This is a genomic window from Caecibacter sp. AF58-12pH5A (assembly GCF_027681725.1).
In the GTDB taxonomy this organism is placed as follows: Bacteria; Bacillota; Negativicutes; order Veillonellales; family Megasphaeraceae; genus Megasphaera; species Megasphaera hominis.
Window position 1 is genome coordinate 15933 of the sequence record NZ_JAQDBC010000001.1, and the last position, 24227, is coordinate 40159.

General features: G+C 52.8%; 22 protein-coding genes and 1 pseudogene. All 23 read right to left on the reverse strand.

The genetic code is table 11. The features are described from left to right. Positions 1-113: 113 nt before the first annotated feature. The 23 genes and pseudogenes from PGX44_RS00100 to PGX44_RS00210 all read right to left on the reverse strand — a co-directional run bounded on the left by PGX44_RS00100 (position 114) and on the right by PGX44_RS00210 (position 24043). Positions 114-698, reverse strand: coding sequence for a Cap15 family cyclic dinucleotide receptor domain-containing protein (locus PGX44_RS00100; protein ID WP_196595748.1), 585 nt, complete (start codon positions 696-698; stop codon positions 114-116). Between the two features lie 9 nt (positions 699-707). After that, complete coding sequence (locus PGX44_RS00105; protein ID WP_498853758.1) at positions 708-1607, reverse strand: nucleotidyltransferase domain-containing protein; 900 nt, start codon at positions 1605-1607, stop codon at positions 708-710. 355 nt (positions 1608-1962) lie between these two features. Beyond that, positions 1963-3348: a 23S rRNA (uracil(1939)-C(5))-methyltransferase RlmD gene (gene rlmD / locus PGX44_RS00110; RefSeq protein ID WP_498853759.1), complete on the reverse strand. Its 1386-nt coding sequence runs from the start codon at positions 3346-3348 to the stop codon at positions 1963-1965. 17 nt (positions 3349-3365) lie between these two features. Next, complete coding sequence (locus tag PGX44_RS00115) at positions 3366-4673, reverse strand: thymidine phosphorylase (RefSeq protein WP_498853760.1); 1308 nt, start codon at positions 4671-4673, stop codon at positions 3366-3368. Positions 4674-4677: 4 nt separating this feature from the next. Continuing rightward, complete coding sequence (locus PGX44_RS00120) at positions 4678-5856, reverse strand: phosphopentomutase (protein WP_498853761.1); 1179 nt, start codon at positions 5854-5856, stop codon at positions 4678-4680. 14 nt (positions 5857-5870) lie between these two features. After that, positions 5871-6431 carry an NUDIX hydrolase gene (locus PGX44_RS00125; protein WP_289001789.1) on the reverse strand — a complete coding sequence of 187 codons (561 nt, stop codon included), beginning with the start codon at positions 6429-6431 and terminating at the stop codon, positions 5871-5873. A gap of 61 nt (positions 6432-6492) precedes the next feature. Continuing rightward, positions 6493-6942: a dCTP deaminase/dUTPase family protein gene (locus tag PGX44_RS00130; RefSeq protein ID WP_498853762.1), complete on the reverse strand. Its 450-nt coding sequence runs from the start codon at positions 6940-6942 to the stop codon at positions 6493-6495. A 9-nt stretch (positions 6943-6951) separates the two neighbouring features. After that, complete coding sequence (locus tag PGX44_RS00135) at positions 6952-9108, reverse strand: polyribonucleotide nucleotidyltransferase (protein ID WP_498853763.1); 2157 nt, start codon at positions 9106-9108, stop codon at positions 6952-6954. Between the two features lie 169 nt (positions 9109-9277). Then, positions 9278-9544 carry a 30S ribosomal protein S15 gene (rpsO, locus tag PGX44_RS00140; protein WP_186501828.1) on the reverse strand — a complete coding sequence of 89 codons (267 nt, stop codon included), beginning with the start codon at positions 9542-9544 and terminating at the stop codon, positions 9278-9280. Between the two features lie 123 nt (positions 9545-9667). Further along, complete coding sequence (locus PGX44_RS00145; RefSeq protein ID WP_186501829.1) at positions 9668-10537, reverse strand: phosphoribosylaminoimidazolesuccinocarboxamide synthase; 870 nt, start codon at positions 10535-10537, stop codon at positions 9668-9670. Positions 10538-10649: 112 nt separating this feature from the next. Beyond that, positions 10650-12035 (reverse strand): class II fumarate hydratase, encoded by a 1386-nt coding sequence (gene fumC / locus PGX44_RS00150; RefSeq protein WP_498853764.1) that lies wholly within the window; start codon positions 12033-12035, stop codon positions 10650-10652. 3 nt (positions 12036-12038) lie between these two features. Next, on the reverse strand, positions 12039-13658 hold the full coding sequence (locus PGX44_RS00155; protein ID WP_498853765.1) for an acyl CoA:acetate/3-ketoacid CoA transferase: 1620 nt from the start codon (positions 13656-13658) through the stop codon (positions 12039-12041). A gap of 70 nt (positions 13659-13728) precedes the next feature. Continuing rightward, positions 13729-15003 carry a phosphoribosylamine--glycine ligase gene (gene purD / locus PGX44_RS00160; protein ID WP_498853766.1) on the reverse strand — a complete coding sequence of 425 codons (1275 nt, stop codon included), beginning with the start codon at positions 15001-15003 and terminating at the stop codon, positions 13729-13731. Then, the gene (locus PGX44_RS00165) at positions 15003-15608 is read right to left on the reverse strand and encodes an IMP cyclohydrolase (protein ID WP_498853767.1); all 606 of its coding nucleotides are present in this window, start codon (positions 15606-15608) and stop codon (positions 15003-15005) included. Before PGX44_RS00165 ends, purD begins: the two co-directional genes overlap by 1 nt. 12 nt (positions 15609-15620) lie before the next feature. Next, positions 15621-16235, reverse strand: a complete 615-nt coding sequence (purN, locus tag PGX44_RS00170; RefSeq protein ID WP_289001783.1) for a phosphoribosylglycinamide formyltransferase — start codon at positions 16233-16235, stop codon at positions 15621-15623. Then, positions 16228-17289 carry a phosphoribosylformylglycinamidine cyclo-ligase gene (gene purM / locus PGX44_RS00175; RefSeq protein WP_186501835.1) on the reverse strand — a complete coding sequence of 354 codons (1062 nt, stop codon included), beginning with the start codon at positions 17287-17289 and terminating at the stop codon, positions 16228-16230. Before purM ends, purN begins: the two co-directional genes overlap by 8 nt. Next, on the reverse strand, positions 17276-18694 hold the full coding sequence (gene purF / locus PGX44_RS00180) for an amidophosphoribosyltransferase (protein WP_498853768.1): 1419 nt from the start codon (positions 18692-18694) through the stop codon (positions 17276-17278). The genes purM and purF overlap by 14 nt, the downstream gene beginning before the upstream one ends. A 135-nt stretch (positions 18695-18829) precedes the next feature. Continuing rightward, positions 18830-19312, reverse strand: a pseudogene (purE, locus tag PGX44_RS00185) (5-(carboxyamino)imidazole ribonucleotide mutase); the annotation flags it as partial. Positions 19313-19639: 327 nt separating this feature from the next. Further along, positions 19640-20359, reverse strand: coding sequence for an amino acid ABC transporter ATP-binding protein (locus tag PGX44_RS00190; protein ID WP_186501838.1), 720 nt, complete (start codon positions 20357-20359; stop codon positions 19640-19642). Further along, positions 20346-21011: an amino acid ABC transporter permease gene (locus tag PGX44_RS00195; RefSeq protein ID WP_186501839.1), complete on the reverse strand. Its 666-nt coding sequence runs from the start codon at positions 21009-21011 to the stop codon at positions 20346-20348. Before PGX44_RS00195 ends, PGX44_RS00190 begins: the two co-directional genes overlap by 14 nt. 176 nt (positions 21012-21187) lie before the next feature. After that, on the reverse strand, positions 21188-22150 hold the full coding sequence (gene pfkA, locus PGX44_RS00200; RefSeq protein WP_186501840.1) for a 6-phosphofructokinase: 963 nt from the start codon (positions 22148-22150) through the stop codon (positions 21188-21190). Continuing rightward, a complete protein-coding gene (locus PGX44_RS00205; RefSeq protein ID WP_186501841.1) occupies positions 22147-22707 on the reverse strand; it encodes a shikimate kinase in 561 nt (186 codons plus the stop codon). Before PGX44_RS00205 ends, pfkA begins: the two co-directional genes overlap by 4 nt. A 175-nt stretch (positions 22708-22882) precedes the next feature. Beyond that, on the reverse strand, positions 22883-24043 hold the full coding sequence (locus PGX44_RS00210) for an N-acetylmuramoyl-L-alanine amidase family protein (RefSeq protein ID WP_498853769.1): 1161 nt from the start codon (positions 24041-24043) through the stop codon (positions 22883-22885). Positions 24044-24227 lie beyond the last annotated feature (184 nt).

The following is a 24227-nucleotide window of genomic DNA, read 5'->3' on the forward strand; positions in this document are numbered from 1 at the left end:
ACAAAACATCCAACTTATACACTCATGAACCCCTTATTCAATTCACCGTCTAAACTATCAAAAAATGGTTTTAGTAGCTATGTTTAAGCGGGTTTGTAATCTATCCTGACCTCTTATTTCACAGCTTCAAACTTCATCGAGCCTCTTGACTTTCTTCCAGTAAAATAGTTTCCTTCAAGTATCATGGGATTGCTTACATTCAACATTGCTGTTCCATAATGCATTGGGCTTCGGTCTTGAATTTCTGCTCGTGGATCATTTTGGTAATTATAGATTAAATGTTTGACACTCTGCACCTCGATAAACGAGGCTGTCAAACTTCTGCTATTGCTCTCATCTGTTTTTAACTGTACTGTCACAGTTAAGAATGTCTGGTTAATTACAAGCATTCCGAAGCGCTTTACATCATCATAATCCGATATGAATGTCCCATTATAATTCCTTGCAAGTACAGGCACATCATGTATCCAATGTAGCCATTTCCACTTCCATGCCCATTTATTGAATACTGCCATTACAATTGCCGCAATACCAATAGCCTCACCGATAAAGCCAAGGAAATTATAACCGAGACTAAATATATGACCCGCTTCCCACATGTTTTTTACATCTGTCCATGAAACAAGGCAACGAATTAATAAAAGAATTGTTGTGAGCCGAATATTGATGTTCATAAATTTCCTAGCATTGTTATTCATAGATTAACCTCACTTGAACTCTAGGTAATTATACATGTTGTAAAGAAAATCTTTCGTTCCTTCAGCCGTCCATTTGCGTGCAAAATGGAATAAATACAATCTCTCACTAACTTCTCCCCATTCCTTGTGCTTATCATCCTTAATGTCATTCCATAAATGACTGATAGCATTTTGAACGGTTCCTGCCCATGTATTGCTACCCGTAATTGTATCATTCGGCACATTCCAAACGAGGCATTCAATCAGAAACGATGTGATTTTATCTCCATCTGTCTTTCCATCATCAACCATATCATCGCGTATATGTTTCATAATTCGGACGAGCTTCTTGTACTCATAGTTAGTGTTATTATTCTTCTGCTTGCCATTAATGATGTGGTCTTTAGGGTAATTAATTACTTCTGTACCATCCCTTGCAACGTACTTAACGCCCTCTACATATTTTATAGGATCTGTGCTACTAATAATTTTAAAATCTCTATATTGGAAAGTAGGAACAACATCTGCATTTACATGATAACTGTTCGATTTAATATCGATAGACTTATTTCCAACTGCAACTACATTGTTTCCAAACTTTTTCTTTAATGCTTCGACAATATAGGACTTATAATCAGAATATGTAATTGAGCCAGCTGTATATCCGTAATCTATATCAGTCTTGCCATCAACATAATTGCAAAAAAACGTAGACGTCAGCATAACGCAAATATCCACATCACTATTTTGTCTAACATTAGTGTTATTAGCATAAGATCCCTGTGCAAAAATTTCCATCGTACAATCCGACAACTTGTCATACGATGTGACAGCATCTTTAATCATTAGGACTGTATTTTCCACGCGCTGCTCTTCCGTTTGAGAAAGCGGTGAAGTCCATGATTTCAAAATTTCTTCGGTATATTTCATTGGTGCAATCTCCCCTTTCTGTACATTTCCACTTGCTCCTTATCTCTTTATCGTTGTTAATTCATTTTTACATTCGAGACCATGGCTAAAAAAATATTAACATATTTCAGATATGTTAGTTATCTTATTTTGCAATTTTTTATACCAACATTCAACCTACTCACTCACCAGGCAATTTTTTTCAAAACATCCAACTCATACACTCATGAACCCCTTATCCAATCCACAGTCTAAACTATCAAAAAATAACTTTCGTCGATATGTTCCCGTGGAGTGATGAAACTCCGATTTTAAACTTCTCATTTTCAATCTCAAAATCGCGGAAACAGCTTATTTACTACACTTTCCAGTATTTTTACTTCCCTGTCCTAGACATCAAACATACGCACTCAACGTGGTGTGTACGGCTGAACATGTCGACAGGTTGTACTTTTTCTGTCTTGTAGCCGTGTTCGTCCAGGTAGGCCAGGTCGCGGGCGAGGGTGGCCGGGTTGCAGGAAACGTAGACGACGCGTTTGGGTTTGCTTTGGGCAATGGCGGCGAGGACGGGTTCGCCACAGCCGGCGCGGGGCGGGTCGAGGACGATGACGTCGGGGCGGATGCCGTTACGGATGAGCTCGGGCAGCTTGTAGACGGCGTCGCCGAGGATGAATTGCGTGTTTTTGACGTGGTTGTCCTTGGCGTTGCGGACGGCGTCGCGGATGGCCGGGGCGACGATTTCGATACCGAAGACTTCTTTGGCTTTTTGGGCCAAAAAGAGGGTGATCGTGCCGGTGCCGCAGTAGACGTCGACGACGGTTTCGCCGCCTTTGAGGTCGGCAAATTCCAGGGCTGTTTCGTAGAGGCGCTGGGCCTGTTCGCTGTTGACCTGGAAGAAGGACTGGGCCGAGATGTGGAAGGTCAAGGGGCCAATGGAGTCGTGGATCGTGTTCTTGCCGTAGATGAGGCGCGTCTTCGGTCCCAGGATGACATTTGTATGACGCGTGTTTACGTTCTGGACGACGCTCGTGAGGCCCGGAATCTGGCTGCGCAGCATGCGGACCAGGTCCTTCATGTGCGGTACCTGATCGACAGCTGTGACCAGGCAGACCATGATTTCGCCCGTATGGACGCCGACGCGGCCCATGACGTGGCGCACGATGCCCGTACGCAGGTCTTCGTTATAGGCGGGAATCTTGAAATCCTTCATCCACTGGCGTACGACACCGGCAATGACGTTGTTTTGCTCTTTTTGGATGGCACAATTTTTGACGTCGATGACCTGGTGTGTTGCTGCGGCAAAGCAGCCAATGGCGACGTTGTGTTTGCCTACGGCGGCGACAGGGAATTGCATTTTATTGCGATAGTTCCACGGTGTCTTAGCACCGAGAGTAGGCAGGATAGTGACCTCCTTGAGATGGCCGATGCGTTCGATGGCATCCTGTACCTGCTGGCGTTTTTCCTTCAGCTCGCCTTCATAGGTCATGTGCTGGAGCTGGCAGCCGCCACAGCGGTCGTAGACAGGACATTCTGGTTTGACGCGGTCCGGCGAAGGTTTGATGACTTCTTCCAGGGCGGCTGTAGCGTATTGTTTCTTTACCAGGTCGATGCGGGCCCGTACGCGTTCGCCCGGCAGGGCATAGGGCACGAAGACCGTAAAGCCTTCATAGCGTCCGATGCCTTCTCCCCCTGTACCCAGGCGGGCAATGTCGATTTCATAGGATTTTCCCTTTTGGACGGGCAGTTGTTTTTTCTCGTTCATGTAAGTCTCCGTTTAAATTATTCCGTAATGATTTCGCTGACGACGGGATCGATGTGGGCCGGCTGCTGCGGCGTCACCGTGATCAGGCCGGCAGCCTGCTGTGCCAGAGCCGGCAGGTCGGCGTCACTCTTGCCATAAAGCGTAAAGAGCGGTTCGCCCGGACGGACCGGGTCGCCCAATTCCTTGTAGAGACGGATGCCTACCATAGGATCGATGCTGTCTTCCTTGCGGGCCCGGCCGGCGCCCATAGACATGGCGATTTCACCGAGGCCGCGGCCGTCAACGGCGCTGATCCAGCCCTGATCTGTGCAGACTGCCGTGTAGACGCCAGGTGCGTTCGTAAGGGGCTGCTTGCCAATCCACGTGTAGCTGCCGCCCTGGGCCTTGACGAAGGCTTTGAAGACGGCAAGGCCCTTGCGGGAATCGATGAGTGCCTGCAGCTGGTGTCGTGCGTCCGCATCATCCTTGGCTTTGTCGCCCAGGATGAGCATTTGTGAGCCAATGGCCATGACAACTTCCATGAGACGGCGGCCGCCTTTACCGGATAAGGCTTCAATGGCTTCGTCGACTTCCAGGCTGTTGCCAATGGCCGTGCCCAAGGGCGCTTCCATAGAGGAAATAACCGCATGAGTCGGCCGGCCGACGAGGTGGCCGATGCGCACCATAGTATGAGCCAAATGACGGGCATCCTCTTTGGTTTTCATGAAGGCTCCTTCGCCGTATTTGACATCGAGGACAATAGCCTTAGCGCCGGCAGCGATTTTCTTGCTCATGATGGAGCTGGCAATGAGTGGCAGGCTTTCAACTGTCGCCGTGGCGTCGCGTAAGGCATAGAGGAGCTTATCGGCCGGGGCAATGTCGGCAGACTGGCTCATGATGGCCATGCCCACGTTTTGGACCTGAGTCAGGAATTCGTCTTCCGTCAGGGTCGTGCGAAAGCCCGGAATGGCTTCGAGCTTATCGATGGTGCCGCCTGTAAAGCCCAGGCCGCGGCCGCTCATCTTGGCGACGGGGACGCCGGCAGCGGCCACGAGGGGCGCTACGATGAGGGTCGTCGTATCGGCAATGCCGCCCGTGCTGTGCTTGTCGACGGTAATGCCCGGAAGGGACGACAGATCGACCATATCGCCGCTGTGAGCCATAGCCAGGGTGAGGTCAGCTGTTTCCTCTTCGGTCATGCCCTTCAGGTAGACGGCCATGCACCAAGCAGCCGCCTGATAATCGGCGACACGGCCGTGGACGTAGTCGTCGATGAAACGTTCTATTTCTTCTTTGGGCAGGACGAGGCCGTCCCGCTTATGTGTGATGCAATCGATGGGCCACATAGTCTCACCTCAATTCTTTCAAGAAACTCGTACCGGCCGGGAGGGTCCCTGTGCCGAAGTTTTCCATAATCGTCTGGCCAAGATCGGCGTAGGTGCTGCGGATGCCCAGGTCGACAGGACCCGTAAAGGACGGGCTCCAGGCCACAAGGGGTACCCGTTCACGCGTGTGGTCTGTCCCCTTCCAGGTCGGGTCGTTACCGTGGTCCGACGTGATGATGAGCAGTTCATCATCCTGGAGCTTAGGCAGGAGTTCGCCGAGCATAGCATCGAAGTCTTCCAGGCACTGGGCGTAGCCGGCTGTGTTGCGGCGGTGACCGTACTGACTGTCAAAATCGACGCAGTTGACCATGAGGAGTCCCTGCTTATCGCGGTGGGCCAAGAGCTGCTCTGTGAGCATGGCCATGTCGGCGGCGTTATCCGGCGTGTGATACGATTCGGTCAGGCCGATGTGAGCGTAAATATCGCCAATCTTGCCAACACCGACGACGCTGTAGCCGGCTTCAGAAAGATAGGAAAAGACCATCTTTTTCTTGGGCAGACGGCTGTAGTCGCGGCGGTCGCCAGTACGTACGAAGTGACCCAAGGTGCCGACGAAGGGCCGGGCAATAATGCGTCCTACCTCGTAAGGGCCGACGCATACTTCGTTACGTGTGATTTCACAAATGCGGTAGAGCTCGTCCAGGGGAATGACATCTGTATGGGCGGCAATCTGAAAGACACTGTCTGCCGATGTATAGACAATGGGCAGCTTCGTGCGGAAATGTTCGGCTCCCAGGCGTTCAATGATTTCCGTGCCCGAGGCGATTTCGTTGCCTAAGTAATCGTAGCCCGTCTTTTCTGTAAAGGCGGCGAGGAGGTCCGGCGGAAAGGCATGGGCAAAGGTCGGGAAGGGCGTTTCTACGATATTACCCATAAATTCCCAATGGCCGCTCGTCGTGTCCTTGCCGGCCGACTGTTCTTCCATGAGGCCGTAGGCACCGCGCAGCGTCGTGTCTTCTCTATGAATATGGGCGATTTGACCCCAGCCGAGGCTGCGCAGGTGAGGTACGCGCAGGCCGCCGGGCACATGGGCATCGATGTGGCCCAGTGTATCGGCACCGGCGTCACCAAAGGCTGCCGCATCGGGAGCGTCGCCGGCACCGACGCTGTCCGTTACAATGACGATAATCCGCTTGTATTGCATGAGAATCCCTCCTCTTAGTGTTTGGCCAAGTATTTCATGGCCTTGTGGAAATTGGCAATAGTCTTGGCATCGACGATTTCATTGCTGTCGATGAGGTCTTCCACTTCTTCCGGCGTGTAGTATTCGAGGTTCATAAATTCATCTTCATCCAGGTGCTGCTCCCCTTTTTGCAGGTTCGTTGCCAAATAGAGGTAAATCCGTTCGTTGCAAAAGCCTGGCGACGTGTAGACAAAGCCTAAGGATTTCATATTCCCGGCTTTAAAGCCCGTTTCTTCTTCTAGCTCGCGGGCGGCGCAGAGATCAGGCGATTCGCCGTCGTGCTCGATCTTACCAGCCGGTACTTCCAGCATGGCCAGGGCCGCAGCATAGCGGTACTGCCGTACGAGGATGATTTTGCCGTCGTCCGTGACAGGGACGATGGCGCAGGCGCCGTTATGCCAAACGACTTCCCGCGTCGATGTCGTCTGGGCGCCGCCTTGGCCGTCGTCGATGGAGACCTTGTCAACGGTCACGTGCAGGACGTGGCCTTTCATGATTTCTTTCCGTTCGATACAAGTTTCTGTGCTGATACTCATCTGTATTACCCCCTAACGAAAAAGGCGCGCAACAGTCTGCACTGCCGGCGCCCTTTTTTGTCTATTTCGTTCCTGTACTGCCAATACCGCCACTGCGGATTCCGTCGGCTGCGTCATCGTTGACCGTCAGATAGGCCATGAAAATCCCCTGGCCTACGCGTTCCCCTTTTTCCAGGGCGCACGGCGTATCTGTCGTGTTGTAGCAGGCAATCATAATGTGGCCTTCATTATCGGCATTGTTGTAGTAGTCGCTATCGACAATGCCCGTACCGTTGGCCAGCATAATACCCTTCTTAAAGGCCAGGCTGGAGCGAATGAAAATGGAAAGGTATTCATCCTTAGCCATAAAAGCCTTCAGACCTGTCGGCACGACAGTGACAGCATGGGGCGCCAGGATGATGTCCCGGGCCGCTGCCAAGTCGTAGCCTGCACTGCCGGCAGTTTTGCGTACAGGCAGCTGTATATTTTGGTCAGCATAGGCTGACACTACTTCAAATCCCCGTGTCTGCATAGCGTCACCTTAGCGCTTGTGGTCGTCACGACGGGGACGGTTGCCGTGGCCGCCATGGTTGTTGCCGTGGTGGGCCGGTCCGTCACCACCACCGAGGAGTGCTTTGCGGGACAGGTTAATACGGCCTTTTTCATCGATTTCGATGCATTTGACCATGATTTCATCGCCTACATTGACGACGTCTTCTACCTTTTCGACGCGTTCCTTAGCGAGCTGGGAAATATGTACGAGACCTTCCTTGCCAGGCAGGACTTCGACGAAGGCGCCGAAGGCCATGAGGCGTGTTACCTTGCCGACGTAGGTTTCACCAACGACGACATCCTTGGTCAGGTCTTCAATCCATTTTTTGGCTTTTTCGCCGCCTGCTGCTTCTACAGAAGCGATGTATACAAGGCCCGAATCATCAATATCGATCTTAGCGCCTGTTTCTTCCGTAATCTGTTTGATCATCTTGCCGCCCGGCCCGATGACATCGCGAATCTTATCAGGGTTGATGTGGATAGTAATGATACGCGGTGCGTACTGGGAAAGATTCTGGCGCGGTGCGTCAATGGCTTCCATCATCTTGCCCATGATGAACATACGGCCTTCGTGGGCCTGTTTCAGAGCCTGTTCAAGGATTTCCCGGCTCAGGCCCTTGATCTTAATATCCATCTGGATGGCCGTGACGCCAGTCGTCGTACCGGCAACCTTGAAGTCCATATCGCCCAAGGCATCTTCCATGCCCTGAATGTCCGTGAGGATTGTGAAGTCGTCGCCTTTGGTGACAAGGCCCATAGCCACACCGGCAACCGGTGCTTTAATAGGTACGCCGGCATCCATGAGGGCCAGCGTGCTGCCGCAGGTACTGCCCATGGAGCTCGAGCCGTTCGATTCGAGGACTTCCGAGACGACGCGGATAGCGTACGGGAATTCTTCTTCGCTCGGCATAACCTGTGTGAGTGCCCGTTCAGCCAGTTTGCCATGGCCGATTTCACGACGGCCAGGACCGCGGGACGATTTCGTTTCGCCGACGCAGAAGCTCGGGAAGTTGTAGTGGTGCATGTAGCGCCGTTCTGTTTCCAGGCCTACGCCATCAATGTGCTGGCATTCCGAAAGCGGTGCCAGCGTGCAGAAGCTGAGGACCTGTGTCTGGCCACGCGTGAAGAGGCCTGTACCGTGCGTCCGTTTGAAGAGACCAACTTCGCAGCTGACCGGGCGGACTTCGTCTACTTTACGGCCGTCAGGACGGATCTTGTCGACGGCGATCATGTGGCGGACGATTTCCTTGATCATTTTCTGTGTAATTTCAACGACATCGGCCTGGTTGTCCGGGTAAATGTCGGCAAAGTGTTCGTAAATATCATTTTCGACGGTGTTCATCTTTTCTTCGCGCGATACCTTATCGGCGTCGAAAATAGCCGTCTTCATCTTGTCTTCGCCATAAGCGTGAACGGCTTCGACGATGTCAGCAGGCGGTTCTTTTTCGACGAACTCCTGTTTCGGCACGCTGATCTGAGGCAAGAAGGATTCCTGCCATTCAACGACCTTCTTGATTTCGTCATGGGCAAACATGATGGCATCGAGGATGTCGGCTTCAGGAACCTGTTTGGCGCCGCCTTCTACCATGAGGATGGCGTCCTTCGTGCCGGCAACGCAAATGTCCATATCGCTTGCTTCGGACTGTTCTACAGTCGGATTGCAAACGAGCTTACCGTCAACGCGGCCGACGCGGACACCGGCGATCGGGCCGGCAAAGGGAATGTGAGACATGCACAGGGAAACGGAAGCGCCGATCATGGCAGCGATTTCCGGGGCATTGTCGTGGTCTACGCAGAAATCATAAGCGACGACGTGTACGTCGTGGCGGTATGTTTTCGGGAAGAGCGGACGAATCGGGCGGTCGATGAGGCGGGCAAAAAGCGTAGCCGATTCAGGCGGTTTGCCTTCCCGTTTGATAAAGCCGCCAGGGATCTTCCTTACGGAGTACATTTTTTCTTCATAATCGACAGTCAAGGGGAAGAAATCTGCATCTTCCCGGGCTTCCTTAGAGCCCGTTGCCGTGACGAATACGGCTGTATCGCCATAACGTACCAAAGCGGCACCGCTAGCCTGTTTGGCGAGCTGTCCTACTTCGATGACGAGGGGACGGCCGGCAAAATCCATCTGGAATACTTGTTTTTCCATATTTTTAAATCCTCCTTGCAATGTTCTTGCAATCTATATGCAGGCTGTAGGTCATAGGTCAAAAGCCGCATCACTGGGCTCCTGGCCTATAACCTACCAACCTGATGCACGTACAATTGTTCTGAAAAAAGAGGCTGATGTGCAACACATCAGCCTCACACGTATGCGATTATTTACGCAGGTTCAGTTTTTCGAGAATAGCGCGATAACGATCGAGGTCATGTTTCTGCAGGTAAGCGAGCAGGTTACGGCGCTGGCCAACCAGTTTCAGCAGGCCACGACGGGATGCATGATCCTTTTTGTGGCTACGGAGATGTTCCGTCAGGTAAAGGATGCGGCTCGTGAGGAGCGCGATCTGTACTTCCGGGGAACCCGTATCGTTTTCATTTGCACCAAATTTGCTTACGATTTCTTTCTTTTCTTCAACACTTAACATTGTAATGCCTCCATTTTTTTAAATACTATTCGCAAAGCGCTGCGTGATCGTCGGAGATTCGAGACACCCGGCGCCCGTACGACAACATTTATTATACTATAAGTACGCTCTCCTTGTAAAGGCTTAGAACTTCTTGCCTGTCAGGAGTTCGTAGGCTTCCTTGTACTTTTCGATGGTCTTGTCGATGACTTCCTGAGGCAGGAGGTAGTCGCTGTCCGGGTTGGCTTTGAGCCAGTCGCGGACGAACTGCTTGTCATAGGACGGCTGGGATTTGCCGGCTTCATAGCCAGCCAGGGGCCAGAAACGGGAGCTGTCCGGCGTAAGCATTTCGTCGCCTAAGATGATGTTGCCCTGTTCATCGAGGCCGAATTCAAATTTCGTGTCGGCAATGATGATGCCGCGGGACAATGCGTAGTCGGCGCATTTCTTGTAGAGGGCAATGGTGTAATCGCGAATCTTTTCGGCGTATTCTTTGCCCTTGCCCGGGAAGGTCTGGTCGAGGAAGGCAGCACCTTCTTCGAGGCTGACGTTCATGTCGTGTTCGCCCAATTCAGCTTTGGTGGACGGTGTGAAGATCGGTTCAGGCAGTTTTTCCGATTCTTTCAGGCCTGCCGGCAGCTGGATACCGCATACAGTGCCGTTTTCCTGGTAGCTTTCCCAGCCGGAGCCGGTAATGTAGCCGCGGACGATGCATTCCATAGGAATCATGGTCAGCTTCTGGCATTTCATGCTGTTGCCTTCAAACTGGGGCTGCTGGAAGTATTCAGGCATATCCTTGACATCTACGGAGAGCATGTGGTTCGGGATAATGTCTTTCGTGAAATCAAACCAGAATTTGGACATCTGCGTCAACACGGCGCCTTTCTGGGTGATCTTGTTTTTCAGAATGTGATCGAATGCAGAAATACGATCGGTTGCGACCATGATGATGCTGTCGCCAATATCGTAGACTTCGCGGACCTTACCGGATTTAAATGGTTTGTATTCTTTCATTATGTGCGCCTCCATAAGATGGGAAATGAAATTTTTCAAAGCTCAGGTTTATCATAGCACAAACCCTGCTTATAGACTAGCAAAGATACGAGAAAAATGCGTTTTTTACTGCTTACCGGACGCCGGCAAGCCGGGCCGGGTCCATGTGGGCGTCAAATTCTTCTGCCGTGACCCAGCCGCTGGCAATCGCTGCTTCGCGCAGGGTCTTCCCTTCCTTGGCAGCCGTCTTAGCGATGGTGCAGGCCTTATCGTAGCCTACGACGGGCACGAGGCCCGTGACCAGGATGAGGGACTGATGCAGGTTGTAGTCGATCCGTTCCTTATTGGGGCGGATACCCGTCACGCAGTGGACGCGGAAGGAATCCATAGCGTCTGTGAGAAGACGGATGGACTGGATCAGATTATAGGCCATAACGGGCATGAAGACATTCAGCTCGAAATTGCCTTGGCTGGCGGCAATGCCCATAGTGGCATCGTTGCCCATGACCTGCACAGCCACCATCGTGACAGCTTCGCACTGCGTCGGGTTGACCTTGCTCGGCATAATGGAGCTGCCCGGTTCGTTTTCCGGAATGAGGAGCTCGCCAATACCGCAGCGAGGGCCTGACGAAAGCCAGCGAATATCGTTGGCAATCTTCATGAGGTCACAGGCCAGGGCTTTGAGCATGCCGTGGACGACGACCAGCTCATCCTTACTCGTAAGGGACTGGAATTTATTGGGCGCCGTGTGGAACGTCGTGCCTGTCAGCGCGCTCACGATTTCAGCAAAACGTACGTCGTAGCCGGCCGGGCAATTGATGCCTGTACCGACGGCGGTACCGCCCATGGCAAGGTCCCGCAGGTACTCGATGCCTTGCGTGAGCATTTCCTTGTCGCGCTGGAGCATACGGGCCCAGCCGCTAAATTCCTGGCCCAGTGTCAGAGGTGTAGCATCCTGGAGGTGCGTACGGCCGATCTTGACGATATCCTTAAACGCTACTTCCTTGTCATGCAGAGCGCCGTAGAGGGCATCTATAGCCGGAAAGAGGCGCTGTTCGATGAGTAATACACCTGCCATGTGCAGGCCCGTCGGAAACGTGTCATTCGAGCTCTGGGAATGGTTAACGTGGTCGTTCGGATGGACCTTCGCTTCCTTCCCTGCTGCGGCCAGGATCTGGGCTGCCCGATGGGCGACGACTTCGTTCATATTCATGTTAAACTGCGTGCCGCTGCCAGTCATCCAGACGGCGAGAGGGAAATTGCCATCAAGCTTGCCGGCAAGAACGTCGTCGCAGGCGGCAGCAATAGCGTCGGCCAGATCGGGCGTCAGTTCGCCCAGCTCTTTATTGGTCAGCGCGGCGGCTTTTTTCAAATAGGCAAAGACCGTGACCATTTCCGGAGGAATCTTTTCCGTACCGATGCGGAAATTTTCCAGGCTCCGTTCGGTCTGGGCACCCCACAGCTTGTCTGCCGGTACTTTGATTTCACCCATTGAATCTTTTTCTATACGATATTCCATAATTTACTCCATTCCTTTATCTGAATAGAAGAAGTTGTGCAGCTCCTCTGCTACGTGGTGGCAGCCAAGGCCCATCTTCGGTTCTTTAAAGAGGCGGCTGTCCATTTCTTTCAGATCCTTTGAAATTTTTGGCCGGAATTCCATCTGGCCTATAATGTCCCGTTCGATATCGATGCCCGGGGCGTATTCCATGAGTGTCAGGCCGTCTTTGGTATTGTTAAAGACAGCCCGTTCTGTAATGATCTGTACTTCCTGCGTGCGTGCATAAGCAAAGGGACCGGAGAAGGTAATCTGTTCGACTTCCTTTTTGAACTTCTTATACTTCCCTTCCTTGAGGATGACCAGCTTGCCATCGCGGAAGGTTTCCTGCAGTCCGCCGGCCGTAAAGGTGCCGATGACGAGGACGCGCTTGGCGTTTTGGGAAATATCGATGAAGCCGCCCGGGCCCGTAAACTTACCGTGGAAGCGGGAAACGTTGATGTTACAGTGCCGGTCTACTTCAGCCAGGCCGAGGACGGCCATATCGAGGAGACCACCGTCGTACAAATCGAGAATAGCCGGCATACTGCTAATACATTCAGGATTGATGCTGGCGCCCATGTCGAGGCCCGTCAGAGGTACGCCGCCAATGACGCCTGATTCGGTCGATAGGACGACGTCGCCGATGCCTTCTTCAGCAGCAACAGAGCCGACACCTTCAGGCATACCGATACCCAGGTTGACAAACATGCCCTCTTCCAGGCGCATAGCTGCCCGGCGGGCGCAGACCTTGCGGGCATCTAAGGGCAGCAGGTCCAGACCGACGAGGGGCTTGCGAGCTTCGCCGCACAGTTCCGGCCAGTAGCCATCGTGACCAAAGCTTTGGGGATGCTGCTCCGGGTCCGCTTTGACGACGTAATCTACCAGCACATGATGTAGCTTGACATAGCGCGGGTCGAGACTGCCCTTGGGAACGATATTCTCTACTTGGACGACGACGGTACCGCCGCCGGAACGACAGGCTGCAGCCAGTTCGAGCTGTTCACCCAGGAGAGCTTCCTTTTCAAAGGAAATATTGCCGTCTGCATCGGCGTAGGTGCCGCGGAGAAAGACCATGTTGAAATACGGAAAGGCCGTGTAAAAGAGATATTCCCTGCCTTCGAGGGACCGGACTTCACACAAATCTGCTTCCTGCCGGGCCCGTTCATTTACTTTGCCGCAGCCCAGGCGGGGATCGACGAAGGTATGAAGGCCAACGCGGGTCCAGACGCCGGGGTCCTTGCGGGTCATCGCGCGGTACATGCTGGTGAGCGTGCCTAAGGGTACCATGTGGACACTGAGCTCGTTGGCGTCAGCTAAGGCCCGCAGAGACGGTTCCTGGGCCATATAGCTCGTAATAATGCTTTTTACGAGTCCCGGCAAAGCCAGGTGATTGACGCCCCGTTCGTGGTAATCGCCAACGCCGGCAGCCTTACAAAGAATGAGGTCCCGCGGCTTTTGTTCCCGCTTATACCGTTCGCCTAAGGCAGCCAGTATGGCTTCAGGCGTGCCAAAGCCGGAAAAACCGCTAATTCCCAGGCGCTGACCGTCCAGTAAGAGGTCAGCAGCTTCAGCCGGCGTAATAAATTCCGTTAAAGGGATCACCTCCAAGAGATGGTAAAAGAGAAAGGGCAGGCGCGAAATCAGATAGCCATTCCGGGTCTGCCCTTTATTGTTATTTTCCTAAATGACGCAGACCCTTGGCGCCAATGTCCTGACGGACCTGCTGGCCGTCAAAGGAAATGCGCCGTACGTTAGCGTAGGCCTGGTCAATTGCTTCCTTCAGGGTGGCACCGAGGGCAGTGACGCCGAGGACACGGCCGCCGTTTGTGACGTACTGGCCGTCTACGACCTTGGTACCCGAATGGAATACCTGTACATCCGGAGCGACGCTGTCGAGACCGCTGATGACATCGCCCTTGTGGCTCGATTCAGGATAGCCTTTGCTAGCCATGATGACACAGCACGCAGAAGCCTGTTTCCAGTGCACCATATCGGCTGTGAGTGTGCCCTTAGCACAGGCCAGCATGATCTGGGCCAGGTCGCCGTCAAGGAGGGGCAATACAGCCTGCGTTTCAGGGTCACCAAAGCGGCAGTTAAATTCGACGACCTTCGGGCCGTCAGCCGTAATCATCAGGCCTGCGTAGAGACAGCCCTGATAGGTAATGCCTTCGGCAGCCAACCCCTGTACGACCGGTACGAGAATCGTATCGTATACGGTCCGGGTCAGTTCCGGCGTCATGACCGGAGCCGGTGCGTAGGCGCCCATGCCACCTGTGTTGGGGCCCTTATCACCGTCGAAAATGCGCTTGTGGTCCTGGGCGGAAATCATGGGCACAATTGTCTTGCCATCGACGAAAGCCAGGAGGCTCGCTTCTTCACCGACCATGCATTCTTCAATGACAATGCGGCCGCCGGATTCGCCAAAAATGCGGTCTTCCATGATGGCATCGACAGCAGCCAAAGCTTCGGCTACAGTCTGGGCAACGACGACGCCTTTACCGGCAGCCAAACCGTCGGCTTTGACGACAATAGGCGCACCCTGGGCTGTAATGTAGTCCTTGGCAGCAGCGCCATCCGTAAAGGACGCATACGCCGCTGTGGGTACGTTGTATTTTTTCATGAGATTCTTGGCAAAGACCTTGGAGCCTTCCATCTGGGCTGCAGCCTTATTAGGGCCGAAGACAGCAATGCCTTTGGCCTGGCATACGTCGGCCAGACCTTCCGTCAAGGGAACTTCCGGGCCGACGACGACGAGGTCTACGCCTTCCTTTTCGCAGAAGGCAGCAATGCCGCTCAGGTCTTCTACCCCAACGGGGACGCACTGGGCCACAGAGGCCATGGCGTCACTGCCAGGCAGAGCGTAGAGCTTTTCTACAGACGGGCTCTTGGCGAGCGTTACGGCCAGGGCATGTTCCCGGCCGCCGCCACCGATGACAGCTACTTTCATTATTTTGCGTCCCCCTTTTCGACCTGTTCGGTCAGGTAGGCAGCAATAGCCGTGTCGTACTGAGCTGTATGCTGGAAGGCTTCACGGGCCAGTTCCAGACGATAGGCATCGGTGAATTCGCCATCTTTCTTGAGGATATCGACGATTTCGCCGTATTTCTTAGGGTTCGTAACGATGGCTACGTATTTATTGTTCTTAGCCGATGCGCGGACCATGCAGGGGCCGCCAATGTCGATGTTTTCGATGGCTTCCGGCAGCGTAACGTCCGGCTTGGCAATGGTCTGCTGGAAGGGATAGAGATTGACGACGACTAAGTCGATAGGTGTAATATCGTGATCCTTCATGTCCTGTACGTGGCTCGGGTTGTCGCGGACGGCAAGGATGGCGCCGTGGATCTTCGGATGGAGCGTCTTGACGCGGCCATCCATCATTTCCGGAAAGCCTGTTACGTCCTGTACAGCCATGACGGGGACACCGGCATCGCGGAGGGCCCGCATGGTGCCGCCTGTGGAGATGATTTCAATGCCGAGCTCAGCCAAAGCCTTGCCGAGTTCGACGATGCCTGTTTTATCAGAAACACTGAGCAGTGCGCGTTTTACTTTCATGAGAATTCCTCCTTAGTCTTCAGTACCCTTTACCAGGTTGCCTTCAATGGTCAGCTTATCTTCGCAAAAGAGCTCTACAGCACGGACATACGTCGGGTGCTCTTTAGTCAGGATGCGGGCAGCCAGCGTGTCTTCCGTATCCGATTCGTAGACTGGTACGGCTGACTGCAGGATGATCGGGCCGGCATCCATATCGGCTACGACGAAATGAACCGTACAGCCGGCAATCTTGACTCCGGCTTCTACTGCCTGTCTCTGGGCGTGGAGGCCGCGGAAGCTGGGCAGGAGGGCCGGGTGAATATTGATAATTTTATGTTCGTAATGGGAAATAAACTTGCCGCTCAAAAGACGCATGAAGCCAGCCAGGCACAGGAGGTCTGCTTCATAAGGCGCAATGGCGTCGAGAATGAACTGTTCAAAGGCATCCTTGCTGTCGAACTGCTTGCGGTCAGCGACGATAACGGGAATATCCCAGCTTTTGGCCAAATCAATACAGCCGGCACCGGGAATATCACAGACGAGGGCCATAATTTCCCCGTTGATCATCCCTTCTACAACGGCGTCATGAATGGCTTCGGCGTTAGAGCCGCGGCCGGAAGCAAAGAGGACGATTTTTTTCTTAGTCATCGAAGGCGCCCCCTTTGAGCGTCACGCGGACGTCACTCTGGACGGTCTTGCCGATGATATAGGCTTTTTCGCCGCGTTCGGACAGGTTGGCCATGATGGCATCTACGTCGTCAGCTTTGACGATGAGGATCATACCGATACCCATGTTAAACGTACGGTACATTTCTTCTTTGGCTACATCGCCCCATTTCTGGAGGAGACCAAAGATAGGCAGCTGCGGCCACGTAGTGACGTCGATTTCTACGCCGATACCCTTAGGCAGGACGCGGGGAATGTTTTCATAAAAGCCGCCGCCTGTAATGTGGACCATGCCTTTAATGTCGAAGTTGCGGATGAGGGGCAGGCAGGGACGGGGATAGAGGCGCGTCGGCGTGAGCAGGCATTCGCCAATGGTCATGCCCAGTTCGTCCACGTACTGGTCGAGCTGCATCTTCTGCCGTTCGAAGACGATTTTGCGGACCAGGGAGAAGCCATTGGAATGAACGCCTGTAGACGGCAGGCCGATGAGGACGTCGCCAGCACCGATGGTTTCACCGGTAATGACCTTGTCGCGGTCGACGATGCCGACGCCAAAGCCAGCCAGGTCGTAGTCGTCTTTGGCATAGAAACCGGCCATTTCAGCTGTTTCGCCGCCTAAGAGGGCACAGCCAGATTCTTCACAGGCATGGGCTACACCTTTGACGATAGTCGCTACCTGGACGGGATCGAGTTTGCCTACGGCAATGTAATCGAGGAAAAAGAGCGGTTCTGCGCCCTGGACGAGAACGTCGTTAATGGACATGGCAACGCAGTCCTGGCCGACCGTGTCGTGCTTGTTCATCATGATGGCCAGGCGCAGCTTCGTGCCTACGCCGTCAGTACCGCTGACGAGGATCGGTTTTTTGATGTTGCTGTTCATGAGCGAAAAGAGGCCGCCAAAGCCGCCGAGGTCACCGAGTACTTCCGGGCGATACGTAGCTTTTACGGAGTCTTTCATGAGTTCTACGGCTTTATTGCCGGCATCAATATCTACACCGGCGTCGGCGTAAGTGAGTCCTTTTTTATTCGAGAGCATATTTTTCTCCTTCCTCGTTGGTCACAGGTACAGCAGTAGGATAGTCGTTGTTAAAGCAGGCGAGACAGAGGTCTTCGCGAGGAATGTTGGGGATGGCGCGGCAGAGGCCGTCGATGCTGATAAAATGCAGCTTGTCAACGCCAATGTATTTGCGGATTTCTTCTACACTCAGGGCCGAAGCGATGAGTTCCTTGCGGACCGACGTATCGATGCCGTAGAAGCATGAATACATAATCGGCGGTGCGGATACGCACATATAGACTTCCTTGGCGCCGGCTTCGCGGAGCATCTTACAGATGATGCCGCTCGTCGTGCCGCGGACGATGGAGTCGTCGACCATGACGATACGCTTGCCCTTGACGACGGATTTGACGACGTTGAGCTTCATGCGTACGGCCAGCTCGCGTTCCTTCTGCGTCGGCTTGATGAACGTACGGCCCATGTAACGGTTCTTGATGAGGCCGTGGTTGAAAGGAATGCCCGAGGCCATGGAATAGCCGATGGCAGCTGTCGTGCCGCTATCAGGGACGGAAATGACGAGGTCCGCATCATACTGCGTTTCGTTCCACATTTCCTTACCCATATTGAGGCGGGCCTGGTAAATATCCTGGCCGTCGATGACGCTGTCCGGACGGGCAAAGTAAATATATTCAAAGGAGCAGACCTGCTTGCGCTGGGGCTCTGTATACATGATGGATTTCATACCGGCTTCTGTAATATCGACGATTTCGCCGGGCTGTACGTCACGAACGTAGGTTGCGCCCAAGGCGTCGAGGCCGCACGTTTCCGAAGCGAGCACCCAGCCGCCGGTCGTCGTTCTGCCAATGCAAAGGGGACGGAAGCCAAACTTATCGCGCACACCATAGAGATGGTCCTTGGTCATAATGGTAACGGAAAAAGCGCCTTCCAAACGGTTCATGCTTTCCTTAATACGGTCGATGACCGTCGTCTGCCGGCTGCGGCTAATGAGGTTGACGATGATTTCCGTATCCATCGTCGTCTGGAAGGTAACGCCGTTGGCGTCGAGTTCTTCCCGCAGTTCGCGCGTGTTCGTCAGGTTGCCGTTGTGTGCCAGGGCAATCTGGCCGAAGGCCGAGTATACGGCGAGAGGCTGAATATTGCGCGGGTTGTTGGACCCGGTCGTCGAATAACGGACGTGGCCAATGCCGATGTGTCCGCCTAAATCGTCAGGCAAGCCTTTTTCAAAGACGGTGCTAATGAGCCCCATGCCGCGATAGGTAAAGATATCGTGGCCGTCTGTAAGGGCAATACCGCCGCTTTCCTGGCCGCGGTGCTGCAAAGCAAACAAGCCCCAATACAAATATCTCGGTATGTCCAGTGTCCGGTCGAGAATACCGATGACACCGCATTCTTCGTGCTGCTTGTCCCAAATCGAGTCGTACATTAGTGGGAACCTCCCTGTTGTGTGAAATCTACGTTTTTAATGGTATTACTTGTTCTTTTCTACGGCGTCGCTGACAGTACGGACGACGGATTCAACAGTGTCCTGTACCTTGTTGTAAACCGACGCGGCCGTATTGAGATGCTGCTGGAGCTTGTCATTCTTTTCCATGACGTCGCGGCTCATCTTTTCGCGGTATGCCTTGTACTTGGCAGCCAGTTCAGGGTCGCTCGTAGCGCCGATCTGGACAGCCAGGAGGGCTGCGTTTTTAGCGCCGTTAATGGCAACCGTCGCAACAGGCATGCCCGACGGCATCTGGACGATGGCTAAGAGTGCGTCCATGCCTTTAAGGCTGCCGCTTTCGAGGGGCACGCCGATGACCGGTAATGTCGTAAAGCTGGCGATAACACCAGGCAGATGAGCGGCCATGCCGGCACCGGCAACGATGCAGCTCAAACCTCTGTCCCGGGCTTTTGAAGCAAATTCCTGGACAGCTGCCGGCGTGCGGTGTGCTGAAGCCAGTAATACTTCGCATTCTACGTCAAAATCATGAAATACTTCCAAGGCTTTTTTCATTACGGGAATATCAGAGTCGCTTCCCATAACCAAACCAACTTTCATAACGGAACCCCTCCTTAGAAAAAAACAAAACCCAAAGGGATACAAGGCCCCCTTTGGGTTTTTCATTTAGACATACGGATAGCACAGACATCTACAAACTGTTTACGACTACGGCCAGCCCATAAACCTGTGAACATTCTGCATCTCCTCATAACTATATCTAAATATAAATACAACATGATTGTAACAAAAAGGTCTGTACGTGTCAATGATGGAAAATTTACAAAGTTTTTTCACAAGGGCCTGTTTCCTTAGGTTCTGACGCTTTATGTGGACAAAAAAATAAAAACCCTTGCAGCAGCCACTACAAGGGTTTACGTTTTGCTATTAGAGAATCTTCGACAGGAATTCTTTCGTCCGTTCTTCCTGCGGATGGCTGAAGACGTCGTCCGGTTTTCCTTCTTCGACGATGTAACCGCCGTCGACGAAGAGAACCCGGTCGGCTACTTCACGGGCAAAGCCCATTTCGTGCGTGACGATGGCCATGGCCATGCCATCCTTAGCCAGAGCTTTGATAACATCCAGTACTTCGCGGACCATTTCCGGGTCGAGCGCCGACGTCGGTTCGTCAAAGAGCATGAATTTCGGCTTCATAGCCAGAGCCCGGGCAATGGCCACACGCTGCTGCTGGCCGCCGGAAAGGGTATTGGGATAGGCATCCTTTTTTTCTTCCAGGCCGACCTTGCGCAGGAGACTGACAGCCGTTTCTTCGGCTTCCTTACGGCTGATATGACGGGTCTTCATAGGCGACAGCATGATATTTTCCAAGACCGTCATGTGCGGAAACAGGTTGAAGCGCTGGAATACCATACCGACTTCCATACGGACAGCGTTGATACTCTTGGCGTCGTTCATGCTGATGCCGTCGACAACGATATCGCCGCCGGTAGGCACTTCCAAATAGTTGATGCAGCGCAGGATGGTACTCTTGCCGGAGCCCGACGGGCCGATAATAACGACTACCTCTTTATCCTGAATGGTCAGGTCGATGCCCTTCAGTACCTCGTGCGTCCCAAAGCTTTTCTTTAAGCCTTTAATTTCTATCATCCGTTGCATACCTCTTTTCCAAATAGCTTACGAGCCGGGCAATGCCGAGCGTCATGATCAGATAAATTGCAGCTACTGTGAGCCAGATTTCAAAGGAGCCATAGGTCTTGGCAATGATCAGCTGGCCACGGCGGGTCAATTCTTCAAAGCCGATAACGGAAACCAGGGACGTTTCCTTGGTCATGGAAATGAATTCGTTACCAAGGGGCGGAATGACCTGCTTGAAGGCCTGGGGCAAAATGATGTAGCGCATGGTCTGTCCCCACGAAAGGCCCAGGGAACGGCCGGCTTCCATTTGTCCGCGGTCGACAGACTGAATGCCTGCACGGAAAATTTCCGATACGTAGGCACCACTGTTGATGGAACAGGCGCCGACGGCAGCGACGAAGGGATTGATCCGTTCGCCAATGAGCATAGGCAGGGCGAAATAAATAAGGAAGATCTGTACCAGCATAGGCGTGCCACGAATGACGTTGACGTAGCACACGGCGAGGATATTCAAAACTTTCATATGCGACAGGCGGCAAATACTGGTGATCAGGCCCAGTACCAGGCCGATGCCGACGGACATAGCCGTAATTTCAATGGTTACGGCTGCACCTTGCAGCAATAACGGCAAGGAATTCAGAATCAACTGAAAATCAAAGGTCATGCCAAACACTCCTTTAGATGGCGGTAAAAATAATTTCATCAGTACTTGTCATTATAAGTGTATCAATATTCAATGTCAATGCATGTTAACGAAAAAAACTCTGTGCCGGCAGAGTAAAATGCCTCATAGGTGCCGGCACAGAGTTGCTTTTCTTATTATTTTCCTGTTTTTTTCGCTCAGCGGCCCAGCTGGTGAACCAGGCGGTACATGTTTTCGTCCAAGGGGAAATGGTACCGCGGTGCTTCCGTATAGGGCGTAGCCGCAATAGTTTCACCGATCTGGCCGATGACGCAGTTGTACGTCCCCGACAGGAGGCAGTCGATGGCCTTTTCCGAAAAGAGGCTGGCCATGATGGCGTCCCTGGCAGTTGGCGAACCGCCACGCTGGACGTAGCCGAGGACGGTCAGGTTCGGTTCGAGATAGGTGTGTTCCTTTATATAATCATATACATCAGAGCCCTTCATGGCCCCTTCTGCGACGATGACGATACTGCTCATCTTGCCCATGCGGTGCGATTCGTTGAGGTGCATGCACAGATCTTCCAGTGACACGTCGTGTTCCGGTACGAGAACCGCTTCGGCACCGGCAGCCAGGCCGGCGTGCAAGGCGATGAAGCCGGCGTGACGGCCCATGACTTCGATAACAGCCACGCGGTCGTGGGAATACGCCGTATCGCGAATGCGGTTGACGCACTGCAGGACCGTGTTGACGGTCGTATCAAAGCCAATCGTATATTCTGTGCCATCCATGTCGTTATCGATAGTACCGGGAATGACGATAGTCGGAATGCCCTGCTTGCTCAGCGCCTGGGCACCGCGCATAGAACCGTCACCGCCGATGACGACGAGGGCGTCAATGTCATTTTCGCGGATATAGGCAGCGGCTTCCTTCTGTGTCTTTTCTTCCATGAATTCCAAGCAGCGTGCCGTGCGCAGCATCGTGCCGCCACGGTGGATAATACCGCCTACATCACGCCGGTCGAGTGGCATGATTTCATGGCTCAAGAGCCCTTCATAGCCGCGGATGATACCCGTTACGGATAAGCCTTGTTCGATGGCATAACGCGTTACGCCACGAATAGCTGCGTTCATGCCCGGCGCATCGCCGCCGCTCGTCAAAACCCCGATTTTTGTAATCATTTTTGCTCAGTCCCCTTTCTTTCCCTCGATGCAAATTGCACCTTGTCGCGTCCGAGCTGACCAATAATGATCTCTACGATTTCTTCGGCACTGTGGTTGGTCGTATCGACGACGTAATCACAGTACGGATAGACGTGCTTCCACTGCTCGTCCATGTGTTGCACGAATTCGTGGAGATGATCGTAATCGACTGTCGGCCGTTTCCCTATGTGACGGCTCACGCGTTCTTCTACGCGAAAGGCAGCCGAACGCAGGGCCACGATGTAGCCATGACGGTGCAAAATACGATACGTATCGATATTCATAGGGAAATTGCCACCAAACGAGATGACCGCTTCGTGATAGCGGCTTACTTGCTGTAAGACGTTGATTTCTCGCTCTCGAAAGGCCTTCTCCCCTGCTGTTTCATAAAAGTCCGCAATGGACTGTCCTGTCTGGCGTTCCATACGCCGGTCCGTATCGACAAACTGCCAGCCCAGATGCACAGCGATCTTGCGCCCAATATGACTTTTGCCACTGCCCATCATGCCCACCAGGACAATGTTGCGCTTCATCATAAGTCTATTCCCCTCCTGCAGCTATTCTGCACTTATTCTATTAAAACATTATATCAAAAAACACGTATCATGCATATAACGAATATTAGAAAAAGACAGGCACTTGCTCAATTTTACATACGTAAAAACGGCACACACCGTAAAGATGCGTGCCGCTTTGCCTAAAAAGAATAGATTAGAGACCGTTGTGATCAAAATAATCAGCCAGGCCTTTGACGATACTTTCAGCAAAATTATCCTGCTGGGTTTCCGTGTTGAGGGCCTTTTCTTCACCCGGGTTAGAAATGAAGCCCAGTTCCAGGAGCGTAGCCGGCATGTTCGTGTGCAGGAGCACGTAGAAGTTTGCCGTATCGACACCGCGGTCCGGGAAGCTCGTTGCTTTCATGTTCTGCTGGTGGATGTACTTGGCCAGGCCCAAATCATACTGGGTTTTTGGGTTGTAATACGCCGTGACACCCATGGCATCAGGCGACGAGAAGGAATCGATGTGAATGCAGACAAAGACGTCGGCCTTGGACGCGTTGGCAATGTTGCAACGGGCCTGCAGTTCTTCTACAGCGCCGTCATTCGGTGCATAGACGTCGACGTCGGTCGTGCGGGTCATAATGACGTTGGCCCCGGCTTCTTGCAAGAGCTGCTGGACCTTTTTGGAAATGGCCAGGGTAATGTTCTTTTCCTGACTCATGGAACCGATGGCGCCTGTATCCGTGCCGCCGTGGCCCGGGTCGATGCAGATGGTTTTGCCTTTGAGACCTTTCGTCAGGCTGTACGATGCACTCTTACCATACGACGGGATGGTTACCGTAGCCGCACCGGCTGCACTGCCGCTATCCGTCCGGGATTTCCAGGACGTTTTCGTCTGCTGCGAGGGATGAATACCAATGCTCGTGTCGCCCCAATGGCTCCACTGTTTTACTTTGCCTGATTTGTCGTTAATGTCGATGACCACACGGTTGTTGGTCTTTGCCTTGGCGTTAGCCGGTAAGGTGAAGACCTTGAGGTCGTTAGCCGTGATCTTGCGCGGTACCTTGATGTTGACATCCGTAGCGGACGACCGCTGGGTGAGCCAAATACGGGAGATGACGTTTTTATTGGCGTCATACTGTTTTTGAACGTTCTTGTCAATTTTCGTATTGGGCAGGGTAACGGTCACATATTGGCCGGACTTATCGAGGTACAGCCGCGGTGTCACTTTTTGCGATACATCTACGACAGTACGCACAAAAGGCGTGTTGGCGTCATTACGCGTGGCCACGCGGACGCTCGAAATTTCCGTACTGGCGGCGGCAGCAGAAGCCAGCGGCAGGACACACGCCAGGGCCAGTAACGGTATCATAAGTAATTTTTTGAACACTGTTATCTACTCCTTTTCACTTGAACGTTACTATTATAACATACCTCTCCCTGTAAATTAAGCTTTTTTTCTGTTATGAGCGGCCCGGAACGGTGACAGTTTTGTTACAACCGTCCACGGGAAAAGGACAAAAAAAGACTGCCTGAACAGCTACGTTTCAGGCAGT